The 21,442-nt window shown below is 42.4% G+C and carries 18 protein-coding genes; 4 read left to right on the top strand and 14 right to left on the bottom strand.

Going from position 1 to position 21,442, the window contains the following annotated elements; all coding sequences use genetic code 11:
- Nucleotides 1–3: 3 nt before the first annotated feature.
- The 3 genes from BUC07_RS10765 to BUC07_RS10755 form a co-directional block, all read right to left on the bottom strand.
- Nucleotides 4–3,438: a TonB-dependent receptor gene (locus tag BUC07_RS10765; protein WP_083578202.1), complete on the bottom strand. Its 3,435-nt coding sequence runs from the start codon at nucleotides 3,436–3,438 to the stop codon at nucleotides 4–6.
- 117 nt (nucleotides 3,439–3,555) lie between these two features.
- Nucleotides 3,556–4,536 carry a FecR family protein gene (locus BUC07_RS10760; RefSeq protein ID WP_073169238.1) on the bottom strand — a complete coding sequence of 327 codons (981 nt, stop codon included), beginning with the start codon at nucleotides 4,534–4,536 and terminating at the stop codon, nucleotides 3,556–3,558.
- A 69-nt stretch (nucleotides 4,537–4,605) separates the two neighbouring features.
- Nucleotides 4,606–5,193: an RNA polymerase sigma-70 factor gene (locus BUC07_RS10755; protein ID WP_073169236.1), complete on the bottom strand. Its 588-nt coding sequence runs from the start codon at nucleotides 5,191–5,193 to the stop codon at nucleotides 4,606–4,608.
- A gap of 483 nt (nucleotides 5,194–5,676) precedes the next feature.
- On the opposite strand from BUC07_RS10755, the gene BUC07_RS10750 reads away from it, so the two are divergent.
- A complete protein-coding gene (locus tag BUC07_RS10750; protein ID WP_073169234.1) occupies nucleotides 5,677–7,674 on the top strand; it encodes a DUF3078 domain-containing protein in 1,998 nt (665 codons plus the stop codon).
- Nucleotides 7,675–7,934: 260 nt separating this feature from the next.
- Nucleotides 7,935–9,107 (top strand): esterase, encoded by a 1,173-nt coding sequence (locus tag BUC07_RS10745; protein WP_073169232.1) that lies wholly within the window; start codon nucleotides 7,935–7,937, stop codon nucleotides 9,105–9,107.
- 7 nt (nucleotides 9,108–9,114) lie between these two features.
- On the opposite strand, the gene BUC07_RS10740 is transcribed toward BUC07_RS10745, so the two are convergent.
- Entirely contained in the window at nucleotides 9,115–9,852 is a 738-nt protein-coding gene (locus BUC07_RS10740; protein WP_073169230.1) for an NUDIX hydrolase, read from the bottom strand.
- A 148-nt stretch (nucleotides 9,853–10,000) separates the two neighbouring features.
- Between BUC07_RS10740 and BUC07_RS10735 the strand changes: the two genes are divergently transcribed.
- The gene (locus tag BUC07_RS10735) at nucleotides 10,001–12,322 is read left to right on the top strand and encodes a glycoside hydrolase family 3 protein (RefSeq protein WP_073169228.1); all 2,322 of its coding nucleotides are present in this window, start codon (nucleotides 10,001–10,003) and stop codon (nucleotides 12,320–12,322) included.
- A 26-nt stretch (nucleotides 12,323–12,348) separates the two neighbouring features.
- On the opposite strand, the gene BUC07_RS10730 is transcribed toward BUC07_RS10735, so the two are convergent.
- From BUC07_RS10730 to BUC07_RS10690, 10 genes are all read right to left on the bottom strand, one after another.
- Nucleotides 12,349–13,422: an MraY family glycosyltransferase gene (locus BUC07_RS10730; RefSeq protein ID WP_073169226.1), complete on the bottom strand. Its 1,074-nt coding sequence runs from the start codon at nucleotides 13,420–13,422 to the stop codon at nucleotides 12,349–12,351.
- A 293-nt stretch (nucleotides 13,423–13,715) separates the two neighbouring features.
- The gene (locus BUC07_RS20925) at nucleotides 13,716–13,877 is read right to left on the bottom strand and encodes a hypothetical protein (protein ID WP_175552517.1); all 162 of its coding nucleotides are present in this window, start codon (nucleotides 13,875–13,877) and stop codon (nucleotides 13,716–13,718) included.
- Between the two features lie 238 nt (nucleotides 13,878–14,115).
- A complete protein-coding gene (locus BUC07_RS10725) occupies nucleotides 14,116–14,832 on the bottom strand; it encodes a hypothetical protein (RefSeq protein WP_073169224.1) in 717 nt (238 codons plus the stop codon).
- 66 nt (nucleotides 14,833–14,898) lie between these two features.
- Nucleotides 14,899–15,231 (bottom strand): type II toxin-antitoxin system PemK/MazF family toxin, encoded by a 333-nt coding sequence (locus BUC07_RS10720; protein WP_073169222.1) that lies wholly within the window; start codon nucleotides 15,229–15,231, stop codon nucleotides 14,899–14,901.
- A complete protein-coding gene (locus BUC07_RS10715; RefSeq protein ID WP_073169219.1) occupies nucleotides 15,228–15,470 on the bottom strand; it encodes a ribbon-helix-helix domain-containing protein in 243 nt (80 codons plus the stop codon). The genes BUC07_RS10720 and BUC07_RS10715 overlap by 4 nt, the downstream gene beginning before the upstream one ends.
- Before the next feature lie 52 nt (nucleotides 15,471–15,522).
- Entirely contained in the window at nucleotides 15,523–16,458 is a 936-nt protein-coding gene (locus BUC07_RS10710) for a radical SAM protein (protein WP_073169217.1), read from the bottom strand.
- Nucleotides 16,459–16,504: 46 nt separating this feature from the next.
- A complete protein-coding gene (locus BUC07_RS10705) occupies nucleotides 16,505–16,711 on the bottom strand; it encodes a hypothetical protein (protein ID WP_073169215.1) in 207 nt (68 codons plus the stop codon).
- Nucleotides 16,712–16,753: 42 nt separating this feature from the next.
- Nucleotides 16,754–17,068: a DUF5320 domain-containing protein gene (locus BUC07_RS10700; protein ID WP_073169213.1), complete on the bottom strand. Its 315-nt coding sequence runs from the start codon at nucleotides 17,066–17,068 to the stop codon at nucleotides 16,754–16,756.
- Nucleotides 17,069–17,085: 17 nt separating this feature from the next.
- Complete coding sequence (locus tag BUC07_RS10695) at nucleotides 17,086–17,523, bottom strand: DUF134 domain-containing protein (RefSeq protein ID WP_073169362.1); 438 nt, start codon at nucleotides 17,521–17,523, stop codon at nucleotides 17,086–17,088.
- Between the two features lie 193 nt (nucleotides 17,524–17,716).
- The gene (locus tag BUC07_RS10690) at nucleotides 17,717–18,370 is read right to left on the bottom strand and encodes a carbohydrate-binding family 9-like protein (RefSeq protein WP_073169211.1); all 654 of its coding nucleotides are present in this window, start codon (nucleotides 18,368–18,370) and stop codon (nucleotides 17,717–17,719) included.
- Between the two features lie 131 nt (nucleotides 18,371–18,501).
- Here BUC07_RS10690 and BUC07_RS10685 point away from each other — a divergent pair, with 131 nt between their 5' ends.
- Nucleotides 18,502–21,438: a DEAD/DEAH box helicase gene (locus BUC07_RS10685; RefSeq protein ID WP_073169209.1), complete on the top strand. Its 2,937-nt coding sequence runs from the start codon at nucleotides 18,502–18,504 to the stop codon at nucleotides 21,436–21,438.
- The last annotated feature ends 4 nt before the right edge of the window (nucleotides 21,439–21,442 follow it).

The following is a 21,442-nucleotide window of genomic DNA, read 5'->3' as shown; positions in this document are numbered from 1 at the left end:
GTTTTAAAACGTTACCCTTGCTCCAATTGCCAAAGTCCGGATTGCCGGATAGGTCATGGGTGCACCAATTTCCGGGTCAAAGTTCTTTTGCGCAGCGTAAATCAGGAACAGGTTGTTACCTGAGAAATAGACACTGGCCCTTGAAATACCGGAATTACCAAATACTTCATTTGGAATATGATAGGTAAGTACCGCATTTTTCAAACGGCAGTAAGCCATGTTATCGTAATGGTAGGTACTGTTGTTCACGTCGAATGCCCAGTAAGCATCGTCGCGGTTATAAGCCCTGGCCACATCGGTGTTTCTGTTTTCCGGTGTCCAGCGGTTGTCGAAACTCCACTGGAAGTAGTTTCCGGCTTCTCCGCGTCGTCCGTCCTGGATATTCATCCGGTAATAAGTTCCCTGGCCTTGTGCCAGTACCGAGAGGGTCCAGTTTTTATAGGTTGCATCGAGCGAGATACCGTAGAAAATTTCAGGTGCATCGGTTTTATCCAACAGAATACGGTCGTCGGCAGTAATTTCACCGTCACCACTTACGTCTTCAAAAATCACGTCACCTGGTCCGGCGTCTGTCCAGCTTGGCAATGCATCCACTTCGGCCTGGTCGGCGAAAATACCGATGGCATTGTAGAGCAGTTGTGCACCATAGGGATGGCCGGTACGCTGTTGCCACGGAACTGCCCTTTCGGGTTCGTCCATGAAAACCACTTCGTTGTGGTTGTAGGCAATGTTCCCGGATAAATCGAAACGGAAGTCGTTGTTGATTTCCTTGTGGTAACCGGCAATGATTTCAAACCCGCGGTTATCTACTTCGGCGATGTTTTCATCAGGAAGAGCAAGTCCGGTAAATCCGGGAACTGAAGCATCTCTCGAGGTAAGAATATCTGACCGTTTGCTGTAGAAAAAGTCAGCATCAAGCGAGAACATGTTGTCGAGTAGTTGCGATTCAAAACCAAGGTTGTAGGTGGTTTGTTTTTCCCAGGTAATATACGGGTTGGCCACACCTTCCTGCTGTACCACTGTTTCAACTACTTTGCCAGAACTCATGGTCAAACCGCTTCCCAATACGTATTTGTTCATGTACTGGAACGGATCACCCGGGTCCATACCCATTTTACCGTAGGTAGCTTTCAGTTTAAAGTAATTGATGAAATCGAGGTTTTCCTGCCAGAAACTTTCTTCTGAAGCTCTCCATCCTAACAGTAATCCGGGGAAGTTACCCCAGCGGCTGTCGGGAGGAAATTTCAACGAACCGTCGCGGCGGAAGATGGCTTCCAGTAAGTATTTGCCCTGGTAGCTGTAGTTAAAACGACCTATCCACGATTTACGGGCGTAAATATCCATGCTTCCCCAGTTGTCCTGATCGGCATCGGCGCCTGCATCTAATGTTTGTACGACATCAGAAATATAGTATTTGCGGAATGCGCCGAACCAGTTGCCTTTTTGATCGATCTGTTCGAAAGCTCCAAAGAGATTAATGGAATGGTCGCCAAAATCACGGGCATAGTTAAAGTTAAAGTTGGTCAGCATTCTGATATCCCTGTCGTAATCCTCTGCCAATTCCGGAGCAGAATAACCACGCGGGGTGGGAGTAAGTTCCATGTCGGTAATGTAACCTTCCGAGTCGCGCACGGCTGTATCCCATTTTGGGAAGTAGAGAATCCATGGTTTCCGGAATCTTTTGCGGTAAAAATTGGTCGCATCGTATGAGAATGATGCATTCAAAGATAGTCCTTCAATCATTGTAGGAGTAATGGTTCCGCTAAAAGTAACCTGGTTAACGTACGACTTTTGGTCGTCGTAACCGCCTTCCAGTGTTGATGTTACCACAGGGTTGTCGCCATACTCGATGTCGGGTCCCGGTTCGCCGGTTGGCCAGAACGACCACTGGGTAGGTACCAAACGTGTAGATTGTCCGTAAATGTCTGCCGCACTTTTTGTCGGGTACAGTTTACTATTCAGAAACCCGGCATAATCAATTGAAGTACTAAACCATTCAGTAATCGGAATATCCAGGTTTGCCCTCAGGTTATACTGACGGTAATTAGTTGATTCCTGTTTGTAAATGGCTTCTTCGTTTTTATACCCGAAAGAAACATAGTAGCTCATCCCGTTGGCAGTTCCACCATTGAGGCTCACGTTATGTTTTGTGGTGGTGGTCCAGTTGGCAATCAGATCACCCACCCAATCACTGTTAGGATGTTCCCACGGGTCGCGGCCACTGTAAAAAAGGTCGATATCTTCATCGGAGAAAGTCCTGGGCTTGTTTTCATAATCCTGGAATTCGCTGAGCATGGTGGCATAGTCACCGGCATTGGTAACTTCAGGAAGTACGGTTGGTTGCATGAATCCCTGGTAGAACTGGTAGCTCAATTGTGGTTTTCCGGTTGTTCCCTGTTTGGTGGTTACAAGGATTACACCGTTTGCAGCAGTAGAACCATAAATAGCTGCCGAGGCATCTTTCAAAACTGAAATACTTTCGATGTCAACCGGGTCGATATCACCAAGCGAACGCCCGGGAATTCCATCAATAACCACCAACGGAGCAGTTAGCTCAGGGTTATCTCCACGGTCGCCCAATGTAGTACGTCCGCGTACCAAAATTGTTGCCTGGTTTTGTCCTGGTTCGCCACTCCCCTGGATTACAACCGACCCGGGCATGCGGCCCGAGAGGGCGTTTGTAACATCGGACGATGGGATGGACTCAATTTTTTCGCCGCTAACCGAGGTTACCGAACCTACAATGTTGGCTTTTTTCTGGGAAGCATACCCCACGGCAATTACTTCTTCCAGACCGATGGTTTCGGCTTGCAGCACCACATCAATGTTGGTTTGGTTGCCAATAACCACTTCCTGGGTGCGCATACCTACAAATGAAAATACAAGAGTTCTTGCATCTTCAGGAACTTCAAGTGAATATTCCCCATCAGCATTGGTAACAATTCCGGTAGTTGTTCCTTTTACCACAACAGAAACTCCAGGCAGTGGCGCACCTTCTTCGTCGGTTACCGTTCCGGAGATTGTCCGTTCCTGCTGGCCAACAGAAGAGGATTTGGCCGGACTTGCTGATTTTTCTTCTTCGGGAAATACAATCACCTGACGGTCGATAACTTTGTAAGCCAGTTTATGCTGGGGGAGGATTTCATCGAGAATCTCCTCAACCCTGGCATCGGTTGTGCTCACAGTCACCTTTTGGTTGTCGTTCACCACATCGTTGTTGTAAATGAACTTAAACTCACTCTGGTCGGTGATTGTTTGGAAGACTTCTTTCAGGCTGGCTTGTTTCACTTTCAGGTCGAATTTAACCGACTCGGAATAGGAACTGGCCTGAACATTGACCACCAGTGCCATCAAAAGCATTAGTGCTATTGAAACCCGGTGGATTTTTTTTAGCTGTCGGAGAAAAAGGGACAGCAAACCTTTCGTGTTTTGTTCCATACAATAATGGTTTAGCTTGTTAAACAATAATAAATTAAAAACTCACAATTATCTTTCTCAAAGGCAGTAGCTAATTCATTTGCTGCCTTTTCGATTATAATTGGTTTAGGTATTTTTTTATTTCACAGAACGGATAAATACACCGTCGTCAGTTATTTCGTATTTAAATTCTTTTGCTTCTTTTAAAAGGTGCAATATTTTCTCCAGTGGTTCTTCCTCAAAATCAGCTGTGAACCTTAATTTTCCGGTTTGCTGATCGCCAATATAAACAGGTGTTTCAAATTTTCTTTCCAGTGTGTTGGCTATGCTGTAAAGCTCTTCGTTTGAAAAACTCAGCAGTCCGTTTCGCCATGAGGCAGGTTTTGTTGCTTCAATTGCTGAAACATTTATTTTGTTTTGATTTTCAGAAAACCGGGCTTTTTCCCCGGGATTAAGGTATAATCCTTTTTCTGTATTTTCTTTGGGGGTTAGTTTTACTTTTCCGTGGTAGAGTTCAATCTCCTGATCTTCAGTATCAGGATAGGCAATAATGTTGAATTTGGTTCCCAGCACAGTGGTTTGCAAATTGCGGGTTTCTACAATAAATGGTTTTTCGGCATCGGGTTCCACTTCAAAGTAGGCTTCGCCCATCAGCTTAACTTTGCGTTCTTCGCCCCGGAACGGTTCAACGGCCAGCAGATATGATTTGTTGTTTAACCACACTTTTGTGCCGTCCGATAAAATTATTTCTTTCACTTCGCCCGTTTCAGAGTAGTATTCGTTCACGGTTGTATTTTGCCCGGGCCGGGATAACAGGTAGGCCGAAAAACCGAGTGATAATATCAGGAAAATTGTTGCTGAAATTTTATAGATCAATCCTGCATTAAAGCGGGAGTTACTTTCATATGTGAATCCCAGCTTTTTTTCGGTCTTTTCAATTATATTGTGTGGTTTATGGGAAGGGAAATAGTAAAACCAAAAATTTTGCAGTTGCTGAAATTGTTTTTTCAACGAATGGTTTACCGAAAATTCATTATGGAGCAAGGTCTTTTCCTGCTCCGAATTTCCGGATGTTAATTCTTTGGAAATGAGTTCGTATATTTTATCTTCACTTTCCATGTAATCGTTTCTTTTAATACGACGTTGAACTACGGAAATTCACCTAAACAGAATTGATATTTTTAAGGATTAGAATAAACTAGCTTGCTTAAAGGGTTGGGCTTTGTGTTTTTTTCTGTTTTTAATACCAAGTAGGACGGTTATTTTTTTTATGGCATAAACCAGGTGGTTGTTTACTGTTTTTTCTGACACTTCCATCACTTCAGCAATTTCTTTATATTTCATTCCGTTAATTTTGGCCAGGGTAAAAGCCATTTTACATTTGGGCGGAAGTTTGTCGATGGCTTTGTGGATTTGGGCAAGCGTCTCTTTGCTGATATATTCAGTTTCGGGACATTCAACAGGAATAAACCAGAAATTTTCCATCCCGTCGATGGAAATTACCTTGTCATTTTTTTCTTTACGGATATGCGAAATGCATGCATTTTTTACACTTACAAAGAGGTAAGCTTTAAGGTTGCTGATTTTCCACAATTTGGTACGGTTTTCCCAGGTTTTTACAAAAACGTCGCTGACAATTTCTTCGGCAATTTCTCTTCTTCGAAGGAAGCCCATAGCAAAAAGGAAGAGTTCATCGGAGGTGCATTCCATAAGTTGCCTGAATTTTTTTTGGTCTCCCCTGGCAATGAGGTTTATGCTATTTCTGTCGAATGGCATAATATTAAAGTTAGGTTTGTCCGTTATTCCGAACTATTTATTAGTTATAGCTATTCAAAAATACTCAATGACATTTGAATAAAAAAGTATTTTTCACATTTATATTGTAATTTTAGTATAAACCAAATAAAATGAGCTGTTTACAATCCCAGTTTGTCGTCTGCTTTTTTCATGATTTCGAGCGGAAGCGCGGCAAATTCAGGCAGTGGAATTCCAATTTTCTCACATTCCAGTATGTTTTCACGTGTTACTTTCCAGCTTCTTTTCTTGAAATCATATTACTTTTGTTTTTTCTGGTTTTATTTTTGTGGTGCAAATCTTAATTTTTCGTAATAATCACGTTTATTTTAATTTCAGCAGGTTGTCACTTTTGCTGCTAAAATAACGATTATACTTAATAGATTGGACGAAAAATCGCATACTAAATAACATAAATACTATTTTTGCGTTTTGAACTCAAAAAGCTGTAAAAACTTTTAAACTATGGTTTCAGGAATAAGTAAAAATTTTGCTTTACTGCTATTGTCATTCATTTTTGTAAATGCCGGTTTTTCTCAAAATAATACTTCTGATGATGAAGAAAAACAAACCCTTGAATTTGGTATCGATTTATTGAAAAGGTATTTCGGTGAAGAAAAATATTGGCATGTTACCCAAAGCGAAACGGGAGAATCAGTTCGTGGGTTGGTTCATTTTATTGAAAAAGACCCCATAGATACCATTCTGTTTAGTCTGGAAGACGCAATGAATGATTCAGCCAAATATTTTGTTTACCGCCTGCCCGAACATGTTCCTGACAGTCTCAGCCTTCCGGGTTATTATCCGGCTGCCAATCTCCAAAGTGACCTTGACAGTTTATGGGAAAAACTGAGGCAAAAATACATAGAAGAAGATATTACTGTGCCCCTGCAACTGGTTACCGATATCGAGGAAAAGGCAGGAACAATACCGGCAGGAGAAAGCGAAATACTTTTCCGGGAGGGAATTTACACTTTTCCTGACAGTCTTCGGATTCCGGATGTAATTCCGGATTCACTGATGCAGTCGCCCGACGATTTTGCCCGGATTTTGCGCCTCGATAGCATGCGCAACCGTTACATGGAACAAATAAGAAAAGAATATAACGACTCGGTAATTTGGGCTTACCGCGATTCAGTTGTTGAGAATTACCGAAAACAGCGGTTGCAGGAAGAGTTTAACACCCGGAAAAACCGATTATCCGATTCGGTAAGAGTAAACAATTTTGAAGTCCTGAAAAATTACAACGATGCAGTTGTAAGAGCGGTAAACGATTCAATTTCTTTGATACTGGATGAATTTATCGAATATGCCGATTTTATTGATACCACAAGATTGCGGATGACCAACCTGGAGGGTGATGAAGCATCTGTTTTGTTGCAAAATAACAACCAGTATTTTTCGCGTGTGTGGCTGAAAAATGAGCAGAATGATTCACTCCGGTTATTGGTGAAAAACCTGGACAAACGAACTATTCAGCTGCTAATTGACGATGGAGTCACATTTAACCGTTTCACTGCAAAAGAAACCAAAGATTTCGATTTTAAAAGCCTGAACAGGGATATAACCGGTTTTTCGGGTGTGGGCCAAAAATACCAGGTGCTCACTCCATGGCGCATCGGGGGTGACGGTTCGGTAGGCTTTACCCAAACTTATATTGAAAACTGGAAAAAAGGGGGGCAAAGTGCCCTTTCGCTTTTAACGGTTTTAAAAGGGTTTGCCAACTATTCAAGCGACAATGGAAAGGTGAAGTGGGAGAATTCGGCTGAATTCAGAAACGGATATATCCGACCCGGGGGAAATGAATCGCAGTTGCGGAAGAATGACGATAAATTTGAAATTACTTCACGTTTTGGCTTAAGTGCGTTTAAAAAGTGGTACTACAGCTCAGAATTTAACTTTGAAACACAGATTTTCAACGGATACAATTATCCGAAAACCGATGAGTCGAAGCCGATATCAGCTTTTATGGCACCGGCCCGTACTTTTTTTAAAATTGGACTCGACTATAAACCGAATAATAACTTCTCGCTGTTTCTTGCCCCGCTTACAGCCAAGAATGTCTATGTAAGGGATACCCTTAAAATTGACCAGACAAAATTTGGTATTGAAGAAGGTAAAAAAGGGTTTTGGCTTCCTGGTTTGAATGCCGACCTTAACTTCAGAAAAAATCTTACCCCGGATATTTCTTATGAAACGAAATATAAGATGTTTATAAATTTCAGGGAACCGTTTTCAAAGTTTGATATAAACTGGGAAAATCAGGTGGTTATGCGGTTAAGTGATCATATCAATATGCGTTTGTTTGTGCACATGATTTACGACGATGATGTGAAGTTTCCCATTGTAAACGACCTGGGGGAAGTGGTAGGCGAAAAGGCTAAAGTTCAGTTAAAAGAGTTTTTTACCATTGGTTTTTCCTATAAGATAAACCGCCAGGTTACCCGCACACGTCGGAATTGACTTTCATGTTGAAATGAACGAAGGTCAGCCTTTTGTCTTTTAATTTCTTTTGGATAGAATCAATAGCATTTACCTGGTAGATTACGCTATATTTCCTGTATTTGCGTGACATGTAGGCCAGTTGTCCTGAGTGATTATTCTTGCGGCCTTTTTGAATTGTTTTTTTTTGTTAATGTGTCATTTTTACACAAAAGTATTATATTTACCCAAACAATTCAACTCAAAAATATTTTAAACGAAATCTGCTAAAAGTAATCCAAATGAAGAACTATCTGATTTTAACACTTATGATTGTTGTTTTTTTATCTGTTTCAACCTATGCACAGCAATCGCTGTTTGGTGGCGAAGAAATTGTTTCGCCCGAAATTCACGAAGATAATTCGGTTACCTTCCGGGTGAATGCACCCAGCGCCAAAGAGGTGAAACTGTCTGGCGAATGGATGCCTGCCGAAGGCTGGTCTCCCGGTTCGGCTGCTATGGATAAGGGGGAAAACGGAATTTGGAGTTTTACCACCAAACCGCTGAAACCCGAATTGTACAGCTATTCATTTATTATTGACGGTTTTAAAACCACTGACCCGAACAATCCGTTTATCGTGCGCGATGTGGCATCGGTAATGAACATTTTTATCATTGGCGGCAAACAGGCCGATCTGTATAAAGTGAACGATGTGCCGCACGGAACCGTTGCCCGAAGATGGTACGATTCACCATCGCTGGACATGGCACGACGCCTGACCATTTACACACCTCCCGGCTACGAAAACAGCTCAGAAAAATATCCGGTTTTGTATTTGTTGCACGGTGCCGGCGGCGATGAAGAAGCGTGGATTACTCTTGGCCGGACCGCTCAGATTATGGACAACCTGATTGCGCAGGGCAAAGCCAACCCCATGATTGTGGTGATGCCCAACGGAAATGTGATCCAGAATGCTGCACCCGGCGAAGGAACCGATGGTTTTTACAAACCGCAGTTTATGGTTCCCAAAACAATGGATGGCACCTACGAAGCTTCATTTCCTGACATCATGAAGTTTGTGGAAAGCAACTACCGCGTGGAAGCAGATAAATCTAATCGGGCCATTGCAGGCCTTTCCATGGGAGGATTTCATTCACTGCACATTTCGCGCTACTATCCCGATACATTCGATTATGTGGGACTTTTTTCGGCTGCTATTTTGCCCAATCAGGATGTGACACATGAAGTGTATCAAAACATTGATGAAACACTGAAACGGCAAATGGAAAACGACTATGCTCTCTACTGGATTGGAATAGGGAAAACCGATTTTTTGTACGAAGCCGTGAAACAGTACCGCGAAAAACTTGACAGCATGGGCATGGAATACACCTACCGCGAAAGCGAAGGCGGTCACATCTGGCGAAACTGGCGGGTTTACCTTTCTGAATTTGTACCGTTGTTATTTAAATAATTGGTTTTCACCAACTCCCGCTAAATCCCTCCTTTAGCGCTTTATTGTAATTTTCCAGGTTGAATTCATACAGGTAGGGGGCTTTGTATGCACCACCTTTTTTGCGTTCATCCAGCTTGTTCAGAATTTTATACGACAGGATTTTTCGCTGAAAATTGCGGCGGTCGAGACTTTTGCCCAGAATGGTTTCATACAGTTTTTGCAGTTCGGGCATGGTGAATTTTTTGGGAAGAAGATTGTACCCAATTGGCTGGTAAGTCAAGTGAAGCCTTAATGTCTCCAGCGCTTTGTCTAAAATTTGCCGGTGGTCCATCATCAAATTATCAATTTCTTCCAGCGCTTTCCATTCGCATTTGTCAGAAAAAAAATCAGGAGCCGGATCCACCTTGTGAAAATCCACCAGTGCATAAAATCCTGTGGAAATAAATCGTTGGCTGAACCAATCCAATCCCTCTCCAGAACCCGATTTTTCAAGGTCTTTTACGGCCGGGTTCATTTCCGAGCGTTTCGGATCGCTGAACACATGAAATTGCTGCAAAAAAATGTTATCCATTCCGGTGCGTTCTTTCAGTACACGTTCCGCTGCCTCCTCAAACGACTCTTCTTTTTTTACAAAACCACCCGGCAGCGCCCATTTTTTCGTATATTTCATCTGAAGCAGTAAAACTTTCAGCTGGTTTTCATGAAATCCGAAAATGACGCAATCGAGCGAAATATGATTAAGATATGCCTTAAAATTTGTCATTTCTTTAAAACGTGGGTTTCTGCTGCAAAATAAACAAAATCTTTGTTTCGGTTGCATCAATCGGGGGAAAATACTAATATTGTGTCAGTGTGACATTTTATCCTTTGTGTAGTTGAACTTAAAATATTGAACCAATAAATCTAACGCGATGAACTCTAAAATCAACTCAATTTTATTTTCTCTTTTTGTACTGATTCTTATTACCGGATGTGGCTCCAAATGGAGTGAAGAAACAAAGAATGGCTACAACCTGGTGCTCAATGATGGCGGGCAAACGCTTGGATATTCTCCTCAATCGGGAGTGACCCTGATTGAAGAGAACGGATTTGCGTTTAAAGATCTGAATAAAAACGGAGAACTGGATGTATATGAAGACTGGCGGAGACCGGTAGATGAACGGGCAGAAGATTTGGCCGCCCAAATGAGTGTGGAACAGATTGCCGGGTTGATGCTCTACAGCGGTCATCAGTCTATACCTGCCGGGAGCCGGAGAGGTTTTGGTGGCGGTACTTACAATGGTAAACCGCTTGCCGAAATTGATGCAAGCCCAAGTGATTTAACCGATCAGCAAATTCAGTTTTTAACTGAAGACAACCTGCGGCATGTGCTGATAACTTCGGTGCAGTCGCCCGGAATTGCAGCTCAGTGGAATAACAACATGCAGGCGCTGGTGGAAGGACTCGGCCTGGGAATTCCCGGAAATACCAGTTCCGACCCACGCCACGGCAGTGATTCGTATGCCGAATACAATGCCGGTGCAGGAGGCGATATTTCCCGCTGGCCCGGCACACTTGGCCTGGCAGCTTCTTTTGATCCGGAGTTAATGCAGCAGTTTGGCAACATTGGCTCCCGGGAATACCGCGCGTTGGGAATCGCCACGGCACTTTCGCCACAAATCGATTTGGCCACCGAGCCCCGCTGGAGCCGTTTCGACGGGACCATGGGCGAAGACCCGGATTTGGCTGCCGACATGGCGCGTGCCTACGTAGATGGATTCCAAACTTCGGGAGGCGAGGCGCACATTTCGGGCGGATGGGGATTTCATAGTGTGAATGCCATGGTAAAACACTGGCCGGGTGGTGGCCCCGAAGAAGGTGGCCGCGACGGGCATTTTGGCTACGGCGCCTATGCGGTTTATCCGGGAGATAATTTTGAAGATCATCTAAAACCATTTACCGAAGGCGCTTTCAAGCTGAATGGTCCCACACAAAAAGCCTCTGCGGTAATGCCGTATTACACCATTTCGTGGAATATTGACACGGTTTATGGCGAAAATGTGGGGAACGCCTTCAGTAAATTTATTATTGACGATTTGCTGCGCGGCACTTACGGTTACGACGGTGTGTTATGTACCGACTGGGGAATTACAGGCGATGTTTCCAATGTGTACGAGTTTCGTGGGAAGAGCTGGGGAGTGGAAGAGCTGACGGTGGCTGAGCGGCATTACAAAGCGCTGATGGCCGGAATGGACCAGTTTGGCGGAAACAATGAAATGGGACCGGTGCTGGAAGCTTACAAGATGGGAGTGGAAGAACACGGCGAAGAATTTATGCGGCAGCGGTTCGAGCAATCTGCCATCCGGTTGCTGCGGAATATTTTCAATGTCGGATTGTTCGAAAATCCTTACCTTGATGTGGCCGAAACAGAAGCAACTGTTGGTAATCCAGAATTCATGAAAGCCGGATACGAAGCACAATTGCGGTCTGTTGTGATGCTGAAAAATCACGCGGATGCCCTTCCGCTTGAAAAACAGCTAAAAGTGTATGTTCCTCAGAAGTTTATTCCTGCTTCCACCAACTGGTTTGGACAAGAAACCCCTGAAAGATGGGAAGATGCCGCAAGCCCGGATATTGTGAATAAATATTTTGAATGGGTGGATTCACCTGATGAGGCTGATGTGGCGCTGGTTTTTATCGATAGTCCGCAGGGGGGAACCGGTTATTCGCTGGAAGATGTGGAAAAAGACGGAAACGGGTATGTGCCAATTAATTTGCAGTATGAAGATTATGTTGCCACAGATGCCCGCGATGAGAGTATTGCCGGTGGAAGTCCGTTCGAGGATTTCACCAACCGTTCGTACAAAGGGAAAACAGGCACTTCGTCCAACAGTTACGACCAGGAAATGGTGAATGATACCAAAGCTAAAATGGGGGCAAAACCAGTGATTGTAATTATTGATGTTTCCAACCCGATGGTGATGCGTGGCTTCGAAGAAAATGCAGATGCGGTTTTGGTGCATTTCGGAGTTCAAAACCAAGCTGTTATGGAAATTATTGTCGGCAGTTCAGAACCATCGGCCTTGCTGCCGTTCCAAATGCCGGCCAATATGAAAACCGTTGACATGCAATATGAAGATGTTCCGCGCGACATGGAAAGTTACGAGGATGAAGACGGCAACAGGTACGATTTTGCGTTCGGTTTAAATTGGGAAGGAGTTATTAACGACGAAAGGGTGGAGCAGTACAGGTGAGGATAGCGCCTGCCCCTGATTAATTTTTACGATTTCTCTCTTTTCTTATGGAATTTAATTAAAAGCATAGGTATAGCAGAAACTGCAAATCCAATTATTATAAAGCTGATAAATAGGTAGTTTACATTAAATTTATAGTCATTGCATATGAATGCTGCAACAATTAAAATGGCATTGGCAAACACAATTATCAGCGTAACTTTTAAGTGATGTGGTACAAGAGTAAGCAACCGGTGGTGAATGTGATTGTTGTCAGGAGAAAAAGGTGATCTTTTTTGGTGCATGCGTATGGACATTACCCGCAGTGTATCAATCATAGGTATTAAAATGATAACAAATGAAACAGCTGGTGCGCCATGAATACTGAAAGGGCCGGAGTTAACAATATTCAGTTCGTTAAATTTGATGACCAGGGTTGAAATGATTAAACCTACCACCAGCGAGCCGGAGTCACCCATGAAAAGCTTGTTTTTATGGCCAAAAACATTGTACGCAAAAAATCCGGTAAGGCTTCCCACCAAGGCAAAGGACATTATGGCCAGAGGAATTTGTTCCGCCATATAAAACCAAACCCCAAACACGGTAGCCGATAAAATGGCCAGTCCTGATGCCAGTCCGTCAATGCCATCAATCAGGTTAAAGGCATTAATAATTACCACCATAACAAAAAGAGTCAGTAAAATACCTGCAAGCGGAGAAATTTCATAAATTCCAAAAACGCCATGTAAACTGGTGAAATAAAGATTTCCAATAATACTTACCATGAAGGCGGAGAACAGCTGAGCAATGAGTTTCATTTTGGCAGAGATTACCACCAGGTCATCTTTTAGCCCAATTAAAAAAAGTAGTATCGAAGCGGCAACAATGTATTTTAGAGAATCGAAGCTATAGCCATTTGTTGAGGCGATAGTACTCAGTGTGAACCCAAAAAAAATAGCAACTCCTCCCAGTGGAGGAACCACCTGTTTGTGTATTTTTCTGTCATCAGTAAAGGAATCGTATAGCTTCTTCTCCCTCGCCACACTTAATACATGTGGAATGGATAGAAGTACCAGGATTAATCCAATAATAAAAGCTGTTATTACATAAACAATTGCCATAGTGTTTTTAGTAAGGTCATCATGCAAACTTGAAATACCTGCTTTTTCCCCTGAAATTTTTAATTAGAAAGGGTAAATTCATTGGGAAAATGTGCTTATAAAACTAAACGATATCATTTCTATTGTTCTGTTTCATACAAAATATGTGAAATAATTACGCTATCTGCATTGTAAAATGCATCCAAAGATAAAAGGATTATTCCTGTAACATTTTATTTTATATGGTTATTTTAATATTCTACCAGAAAAAAGGGATGTGTTTCTGACTTGTAATTCTCTTTTAGTAATTGAACTTAAAAATTAACAATTATTCCAACTGGTGCATAGCAACTGAGCAAATCGCAAACCGAATGGGGCCCCGGAACTAATTTGTGTGGCATGCGCAAAGAAGCGGGTTCATTGATTTCTGAGCCGCCGGTTTGTTCTGAAGCCGCAGAAGTTGTCTCGTTTTTCATTTGTCTGGATGCTGGCAGTGAAACAACCGAAATAAAAAGAAAAATATATACCCCCAATTCAGGGGGTGGAAATAATAAATAATTTACTGGATTTATCAGGAATAAAACCGGGACTGCTCTTAAATTTTAACTCGAGAATGTTAAAGGATAACATTCGCCGGGAGGTCAATAATCTTTAAACCTCGCGCTTATTTTGAATGATTTTCGGCTGCTGAAATTCAACAAGGATTTGTGGCTGTTAAAAGTGAAATTTGAAACTCAGGCTGTAGTTGAGTTCTGAACCCGGTGGCTTGGAAATATTCCAGTTTTCATCCCAATCCAAATTTTTATAAGCTGAACCGAAATCCACATTGTCGCCACCCAGGGCTGCTCCCAATGAAAACTTTCTCAATACGCGGATTTCAGCGCCTGCTTTGATGCTGTAATAGAATTGCGATGCCAGTTTCCGCTTTTCAGAAAAAACAACAATATTGTCGGACGATACAATTTTTCCTTCTGATTTTATAAAACGGATGCCCATTCCTGCCCCGGCAAAAAGCGAAAAACCTGTTTCATCATCGAGCAGCAGGTAGAATTTGGGATGGACACTCACTGCCAGCATATCGGCATCGAAGTATTGCCAACCCCGGAATTCGAATTCATAATTTTCCGTAATTTCAACCATTTCATTGTTGTTCAGTGTGTTGTTGCCCACTTTGATATTGAGGCCAATGCCTGCGAAATCGTGTGTTTTTATTTCATATTCGAGGCCCAGAAAATAATGGGAATAATCATCATTGGCACTGAAAGGCGCTCCGGTGTAAATACTGATGCTGTGTTTTTCCTCCCTGTTAGTATCTTTTTCTTCCTCCGGATAAACGACTCCTTTAAAGTCAAGACCGTCATTCACCTGGGCGTTTAGTGTGAGGGATACTCCGGTAATCCAGAATAATATAAAAAAAATACTGCGTTGCATTATATTTTTCAGATGAATATTTTCGTGTTGAGATTATATCTTATTAGATTTTTACAAAAAATTTCATTAATACCTCAGGATATCATCCAGCCCCTTTTTTAATTCTGAAAGTTGTTTTGTTGTGATGTTCCCAATCTTCTTTATTAATCGCTCTTTTGAAATGGAACGAATTTGAAAAATAATTGCTTCAGATGGTTTCGTTAATCTGTTTTGGTCATCAGGATGCAGCACCACGTTGCCTTTGTAGTTTTTTATTTTTGTGGAGAGCGGACAAACAATTACCACAGGCATGAGGTTGTTCAATAAATTTCCACTTAAAATAACTACCGGGCGGGAACCTTTCTGTTCACTTCCACGCACCGTATTCAGGTTAGCCAGCCAGATTTCGCGTTGTCTCATTTCTCAAATTTTTCCACCTGTTTAAGGTATTCTTCCATGCCTTCTTCGGCCATCATAATTATATCGTTGTCGGTGGCAGCCTGTTTAAATGATTTTACGTATTCAGCCCGGTTTAACTGATCCAGGTAGATTCGGAGAGCTTTTTCAATAATTTTATTTTTGGGAATGGCCAGTTTTTCTGCCGTATCTTTTAAACTGATTAATAAATCGTCGGGTAACGTACTGGTGAAAGTTTTCATTTGTGTTCTCTTTGTATTTATAAAACACAAATATAATTTAAAAATATGAAACTTATTTTTTCAGCTGGTAAAAAACGCCACGTTTTTGCCGGATGTGTTCAATGCTCTGATTATTCTCCAGAATTGTGAGATACTTGTTAATTTCGTTTACATGAGTTCCCAGTATTCGGGCGAGGTCGTTGGCCGTGCAGGGGCGACGGTCGATGGTCCCCAGAATCGCATTTTCCATGTCTTTCCGGTAGGCCTGTTGTTTTTTTCGTACCGCAGCGCTGGCAATAATTTCAACGTTGTCAAGTTGCAAGTAATCTTTAATTCGTTCCAGGTCTTCGTGCGATGCACCCTGAAGGTTTTCCATGCGGCCCGGCCGGTCGAGAGTGTTGAGCTGAACGCGGTTGGGTGCAATTTGCAGAATGGCATTTCTTAGCGCTGTAAGTTCGGGAGGTGAATCGTTGTAGCCGGGTAAAATGAAAATTTCAAGCCAAATTTTCCCTGAAAATTCTTTGCTGAAGCTGATTAATCCGTCAATTGTATTTTTAACTGTAACGCCCGGCGCCGGTACGTTTATTTTTTGAAATGCCTCTTCCGTTGCAGCGTCGAGCGAAGGCAGAACCAGGTCAGCCTGAAAAAGTTCTTTTCTGACTTCTTCTGAAAATAACAGTGTTCCATTGGTAAGCACCGCAACCGGAATGTGGGGTTGTTTTTCTTTGATAAAGCCAATTATTTCTCCTATTGATGAATTAAGTGTAGGTTCCCCGTAGCCGGAAAAAGTAATGTAATCGGGTGCCGGGCTGGATGTGAAATACTGCCCGAGTTCACTGATGATTTTATTTGCCGGGATGTAGGCCATCCGGTTGGTGGTGAGTTTTGTTGTATCTCCCACCTCGCAGTAAACACAGTTGAGCGAACAAACTTTGCGGGGCACTAAATCAACTCCCAGCGACATTCCCAAACGGCGCGATGGAACAGGGCCAAACAGGTATTTATACATTTTTAAGTCGGTTAAAAAATATGCAAAAACAGAATGGCAAAATTACTTATTTTTTATTCTTCACCAATTCCTCGCGCACCATGGTGTGGCCACACTCGGGGCATTTAAGTTTCGTGCATTTTTCGCCTCTTTGGTGCATTACTTTGTGTCCGCATTTTACACAAACGCAAAATCCTTCGGGGCCGTAAGCTCCACCTTTGTTTCGTCCCTTGTAGTCACCCGATGGATTTCCTCTTCCTTTTCCAAATTTCATTTTTTCTTTTTTAAAAAGGCAGGAATTTCACCTGCCAATTATTCATTGTTTTTCTTTGCGCAACTGTTCCAGTTCTTTTTCGGCCTCAGATAATTGGTCTTTCAGAACACGAACCTCGTTTTCGAGACTGGCTTCGCCTGCAGTTGCATCTTCAAAATAACCGGGAGCTCCTGCAAAAGGATTTCCCCAACGGAATCCAAATCCTCTTCCGCCTCTGCGTCCGGCTCCTCGGCCAGGTCTTCTGCGAAAGCCTGTTCCCCGCGGTTGTACTTCCCGATTGTTGTCGTTGCATGGTCCAAGTTGCCTGCCGGTCATGGGGCCGGCACCTTGCGGACCTGTTCTGTTAAATCCTGGCATAATGTACTCCTTTCTTTTTAAATTTTAGTGCAGCACCTACCGTGTCCAAATCCGCCGGCCAGGTTTTGCAATCTGTTCGATTGGCATTGCGGACACTTTTGAAGTGTACTGTTTATTTTAGTTTTGAACAAATACCCACAATCCAGGCAGCGGATAATATTTTTTCTGAAATGTATATTGCCGCCACCGATAGTGAGCATTTTTCCGTTTACCAATGTGTCGGTAATTTTAGCACGTGCAACGGCTACTAACCTTGAAAAAGTTGAGCGTGAAATTTCCATTTCCCCAGCCGCTTCTTCGTGCGAAAGCTCCAGTAAATCAGCTAACCGAACCGCTTCGTATTCATCGAGCGACAGATTGTTTTGAAGAAGCGATTTGGCAGCCACTCCCACTGGTTTAAACTCTGTGAAAAGTGGTGGTTCATGAATTGATCTGCTATTTTTTGGTCGTGGCACCTGCAATCCTTTTTTATATTTACAACACAAATATAATGCACCTATGTGTAAAATAAAAATAATTGTACAATTTTTTTATGAACTTAATTTCGTTTAAGCAAAAAAATCCCGCAAAAACACATTGGTTTTTGCGGGATGTAATATTTTGTAAAACAATTATTTCAGTAGATATACCCTGCCGGTAGTTTTGGGGTTATTCAAATTTTAAATTGCCGAAATAACCCGGTTGGTGATAATCGGGTTCATCTGTTCCAACAGGATTCCAGGTCACATAATGGGGTTCAGATGTTTCATCTCCACATTTATAGAAATTACCTTTGGCGCTCAGTTCGTCGAGTGAATTGATATTGCTGTAAGCAAAACATTCAAGCGGTATTCGAATCATCATTTCCCATTCAAAATTACCGGTTTTTTCTTCGAACGGCTCGCTTCCCAGGCTTGAATGAGTTTCAATTTTTTCGACCGTTTGGGCAGGTACAAACTTGCGGTTGTTTCTGCCCGGTCCAAAAGCCAAATGAGTGGTGCCAATTCCGTTAAGTTCAAAATTGTAGTAATTTTCATTGTCGAACGATACGAAAAACTCCACGCAACTGTCTTTGTAAACATCACCGTTGGTGCGGGTTTCGCGTGCCAGGATATGCTTTTCTTTCACATAAAATTTCAGCCAGATTTGATCCCCGGTGTGGGCAATTCTGAATTGAACATCAGGCCGGTACGGAAAATCTTTCCAGTTGATGTGGCCTATTGAATGAAGTATTGCCTGGTTCTCGAGCAGATGTGCAGCTTCTGAAATTTTTGCATTTTTCTTGTCTGCCGTTTTAATTTTATTAATAAATAGTTGTGCCATTTTACTTTTTTCGTAAAGATAAAAAATTAGCCCCGCCGGGCAAAGGATTTAACTTAAACATCAGGAAGGAATGGCCTGAAAACGGGCAAGTCTGATTATATTTGAGGTTTGCTTTTACAAAACAGTTTTTAATGAACCAAAACGAATTCATTATTGCTTTAACGCAGCATCGCTATTTAGGTAACGTTTTTTTGCCTTACATTATTCACGAAAAGGATAAGTTTTACACCATTGAACGGCATGTGAAAAAGCGTGATTTGGACGATTCTGAATTATCTCTGAAACCCTACGAGAAAGAGCTGGTTGAGATCATTGAAAAATACAGCGATGAAAACCTGGTGAAAAAATTTTCACGGGCTGGCAGCGTTTCCGAATTTTATTCGAAGCTTGAACCCGCCTGGTTCGAAAAGCAGGTATCTCCGTTTATTGAAAAATGCATGTTTCAGGTGGTGTCCATTTTAATGTTGAGCCCGGTGCGTCTTTTCAACAAACAGGTGAAATACTCCAATTTATACGATGAAGACGAAATTAAGGTGCAGCCCCTGTTTGCACGTCCTGTTTTCTATTTTAAGCGAACCGAAACAGAAACCCGCTACCGGTTAAAAGTATTTCTCGATGAAAAGGAACTCCCGCTGCAAAACCGGAACATCAAAATTGTAACCAACAACCCCTGCATGATTTTGCAGCGTGCCCGTCTTGTAGCTTTTGAAAAGCTGGATGCCAAAAAACTGGTTCCGTTTTTTGAAAAAGAGGCTGTTTCGGTGCCCAACTCCATAGAGGAGAAGTATTACGGAGGTTTTGTCCGCAAAACAATTCGCGATTTCGATGTGGAAGCCGAAGGGTTTGACATTGTGGAAGATGTAGCTGAAAAAGTGGCTCTGCTTTCGGTGGAGTACAATTTAAAATATGAACCCTGTTTTGTTTTGAAATTCCGGTATGATGACAAAACTTTTTTGTCCAACGATGAAAAAGTAATTTCAGTTCAGCAGGAAAAAATAAACGGGCGTTTTGTATTTCGCAAAATTCAACGCGATTTTGAGTGGGAGAAACGAATTGAAAACAAATTGAAAAAAGCCGGTTTGAAAATTTCAGGTGGCTATTTTTCTGTGAAGGGAATGGAACTGCTGGAAAAAACCAATGCATTTTACTTTCTCATCAACTGGCTCAATACCAATAAACCGCAGTTAAATGCTGCAGGGGTAAAAATTGAGCAGGCGAAACTGGAAAAGAAATATTTTACGGGAGAACAGCACCTCGATCTTGAGACCAAAGAAACCGATGACTGGTTCGATGTTTATGCCACAGTTCAGTTTGGCGAATTTAAAATTCCGTTTATCAAACTGAAAAACCACATTTTAAACGACATTCGTGAGTTTGAACTTCCCAATGGCGAAATTGCTGTATTGCCCGAAGAGTGGTTTGCCCGTTATAAAACCTTAATGCCTTTTGCACAAGGGAAAGGCGAAAAAATGCAATTCAGCAAACATCATTACGCATTGCTGGGCCGGGTTTTAAAACCCAACGATAAATCGTTTCTTGATAAGTTTCAGAAGCTGAATAAAAGCACCGCAGAAGTTGAATTACCCGAAGACATGAAAGCCAGTTTGCGAAGTTACCAGGAAACCGGGTTTCGCTGGTTGTACGGACTGCATAAAAACAGTTTTGGTGGCTGTCTGGCTGATGATATGGGGCTGGGAAAAACCCTGCAAACGCTGGCACTGCTCTTAAAACTGAAACGCCCGAAAGGTGATGTTAATTCAGTTCATCCTGTGGCTGTTGGCGGTCAGCTCGATTTATTCTCAACCGGAAAAAGAAACGATACTTTCCAGCCGGCCAGTATGATTGTGCTGCCCACTTCGCTGGTTCACAACTGGGAGGGAGAAATAAAAAAATTCACTCCTTCGCTGAAAGTTTACAAGCATGTGGGGGCACAGCGTAAAAAAGCAGAAGAAATGGAGCAGATGATCCGTTTTTACGATGTAATCCTCACCACTTACGGCACCTTGCGAAACGATTCCGCTTTCTTATCGAAACATGAATTTTTTTACCTGATACTGGACGAAAGCCAGTACGTGAAAAATCCTTCTTCTAAAACGTACAAATCTGTTTTAAAACTGAATTCAAAATACAAGCTTGTGCTTACGGGCACCCCCATCGAAAATTCGCTGTCCGATTTGTGGTCGCAAATAAATTTTCTAAACAAAGGAATGTTGGGCAACCTGGCGTTTTTCAGGCGCTATTTTATTACTCCCATTGAAAAGCATAATAAAAAGGAGCCGCAGGAAAAGCTGCAAATTCTTATCCGGCCGTTTATTCTTCGGCGCACCAAGGAAGAAGTGGCCAAAGACCTGCCGCCGTTGATGGAACAGGTTATTTTATGCGAAATGGCCGGCAGCCAGCAAAAAACCTACGAGCGTGAAAAATCCGTTATCCGCAACTCCATTCTCAGCAGCATTGAAGAGAACGGTGTGAATAAATCAGCCATGATTATTTTGCAGGGGCTGACCAAACTGCGTCAGCTGGCCAATCATCCGCAATTGCTGGAAGATGGTACAGAGGCAGAATCGGGCAAATTTGAGGAGATTTTTCTGATGCTTGAAAACCTGATGGCTGAAAAACATAAAGTATTGATTTTTTCGTCGTTTGTAAAACACCTGGAACTGCTGAAAACCAAAATTGAACAGAACCACTGGAAATACAGCATGCTCACCGGGCAAACATCCAATCGTGGTGAAGTTATCCGGCAGTTTCAGGAAGAGCCCGACAAGCGGATTTTTTTGATTTCGCTGAAAGCTGGTGGAGTAGGGCTGAACCTCACCGGTGCCGATTACGTGTTTATAATCGATCCGTGGTGGAACCCTGCGGCCGAAAATCAGGCCATCAGTCGTGCGCACCGTATTGGCCAGAAAAAGCACGTGTTTGTTTACCGGTTTATTACCGAAAATTCCATCGAAGAAAAAATTCAACTGTTGCAGGGACGCAAAAATTCACTGGCCGAACAATTTATCAATTCAAATAATCCGTTACAGGAGGTAACCAAAGATGAAATTCTGAGTTTGCTGAAGTAGTTAT

Origin of the sequence: Tangfeifania diversioriginum, from assembly GCF_900141875.1 — a bacterium.
Classification (GTDB): Bacteria; Bacteroidota; Bacteroidia; order Bacteroidales; family Prolixibacteraceae; genus Tangfeifania; species Tangfeifania diversioriginum.
The sequence above is the reverse complement of the archived record's forward strand: the minus strand, read 5'-3'. Positions and strand labels throughout refer to the sequence as shown.

Bases quoted from the DNA above. Each gene is read 5' to 3' on its own strand.
- BUC07_RS10740 (WP_073169230.1), bottom strand. From the start codon at position 9,852: ATGACAAATTTTAAGGCATATCTTAATCATATTTCGCTCGATTGCGTC.
- BUC07_RS10720 (WP_073169222.1), bottom strand. From the start codon at position 15,231: ATGAGACAACGCGAAATCTGGCTGGCTAACCTGAATACGGTGCGTGGA.
- BUC07_RS10705 (WP_073169215.1), bottom strand. From the start codon at position 16,711: ATGAAATTTGGAAAAGGAAGAGGAAATCCATCGGGTGACTACAAGGGA.
- BUC07_RS10765 (WP_083578202.1), bottom strand. From the start codon at position 3,438: ATGGAACAAAACACGAAAGGTTTGCTGTCCCTTTTTCTCCGACAGCTA.
- BUC07_RS10750 (WP_073169234.1), top strand. From the start codon at position 5,677: ATGGTTTCAGGAATAAGTAAAAATTTTGCTTTACTGCTATTGTCATTC.
- BUC07_RS20925 (WP_175552517.1), bottom strand. From the start codon at position 13,877: ATGAAAAACGAGACAACTTCTGCGGCTTCAGAACAAACCGGCGGCTCA.
- BUC07_RS10730 (WP_073169226.1), bottom strand. From the start codon at position 13,422: ATGGCAATTGTTTATGTAATAACAGCTTTTATTATTGGATTAATCCTG.
- BUC07_RS10725 (WP_073169224.1), bottom strand. From the start codon at position 14,832: ATGCAACGCAGTATTTTTTTTATATTATTCTGGATTACCGGAGTATCC.
- BUC07_RS10700 (WP_073169213.1), bottom strand. From the start codon at position 17,068: ATGCCAGGATTTAACAGAACAGGTCCGCAAGGTGCCGGCCCCATGACC.
- BUC07_RS10745 (WP_073169232.1), top strand. From the start codon at position 7,935: ATGAAGAACTATCTGATTTTAACACTTATGATTGTTGTTTTTTTATCT.
- BUC07_RS10690 (WP_073169211.1), bottom strand. From the start codon at position 18,370: ATGGCACAACTATTTATTAATAAAATTAAAACGGCAGACAAGAAAAAT.
- BUC07_RS10760 (WP_073169238.1), bottom strand. From the start codon at position 4,536: ATGGAAAGTGAAGATAAAATATACGAACTCATTTCCAAAGAATTAACA.
- BUC07_RS10685 (WP_073169209.1), top strand. From the start codon at position 18,502: ATGAACCAAAACGAATTCATTATTGCTTTAACGCAGCATCGCTATTTA.
- BUC07_RS10710 (WP_073169217.1), bottom strand. From the start codon at position 16,458: ATGTATAAATACCTGTTTGGCCCTGTTCCATCGCGCCGTTTGGGAATG.
- BUC07_RS10715 (WP_073169219.1), bottom strand. From the start codon at position 15,470: ATGAAAACTTTCACCAGTACGTTACCCGACGATTTATTAATCAGTTTA.
- BUC07_RS10755 (WP_073169236.1), bottom strand. From the start codon at position 5,193: ATGCCATTCGACAGAAATAGCATAAACCTCATTGCCAGGGGAGACCAA.
- BUC07_RS10735 (WP_073169228.1), top strand. From the start codon at position 10,001: ATGAACTCTAAAATCAACTCAATTTTATTTTCTCTTTTTGTACTGATT.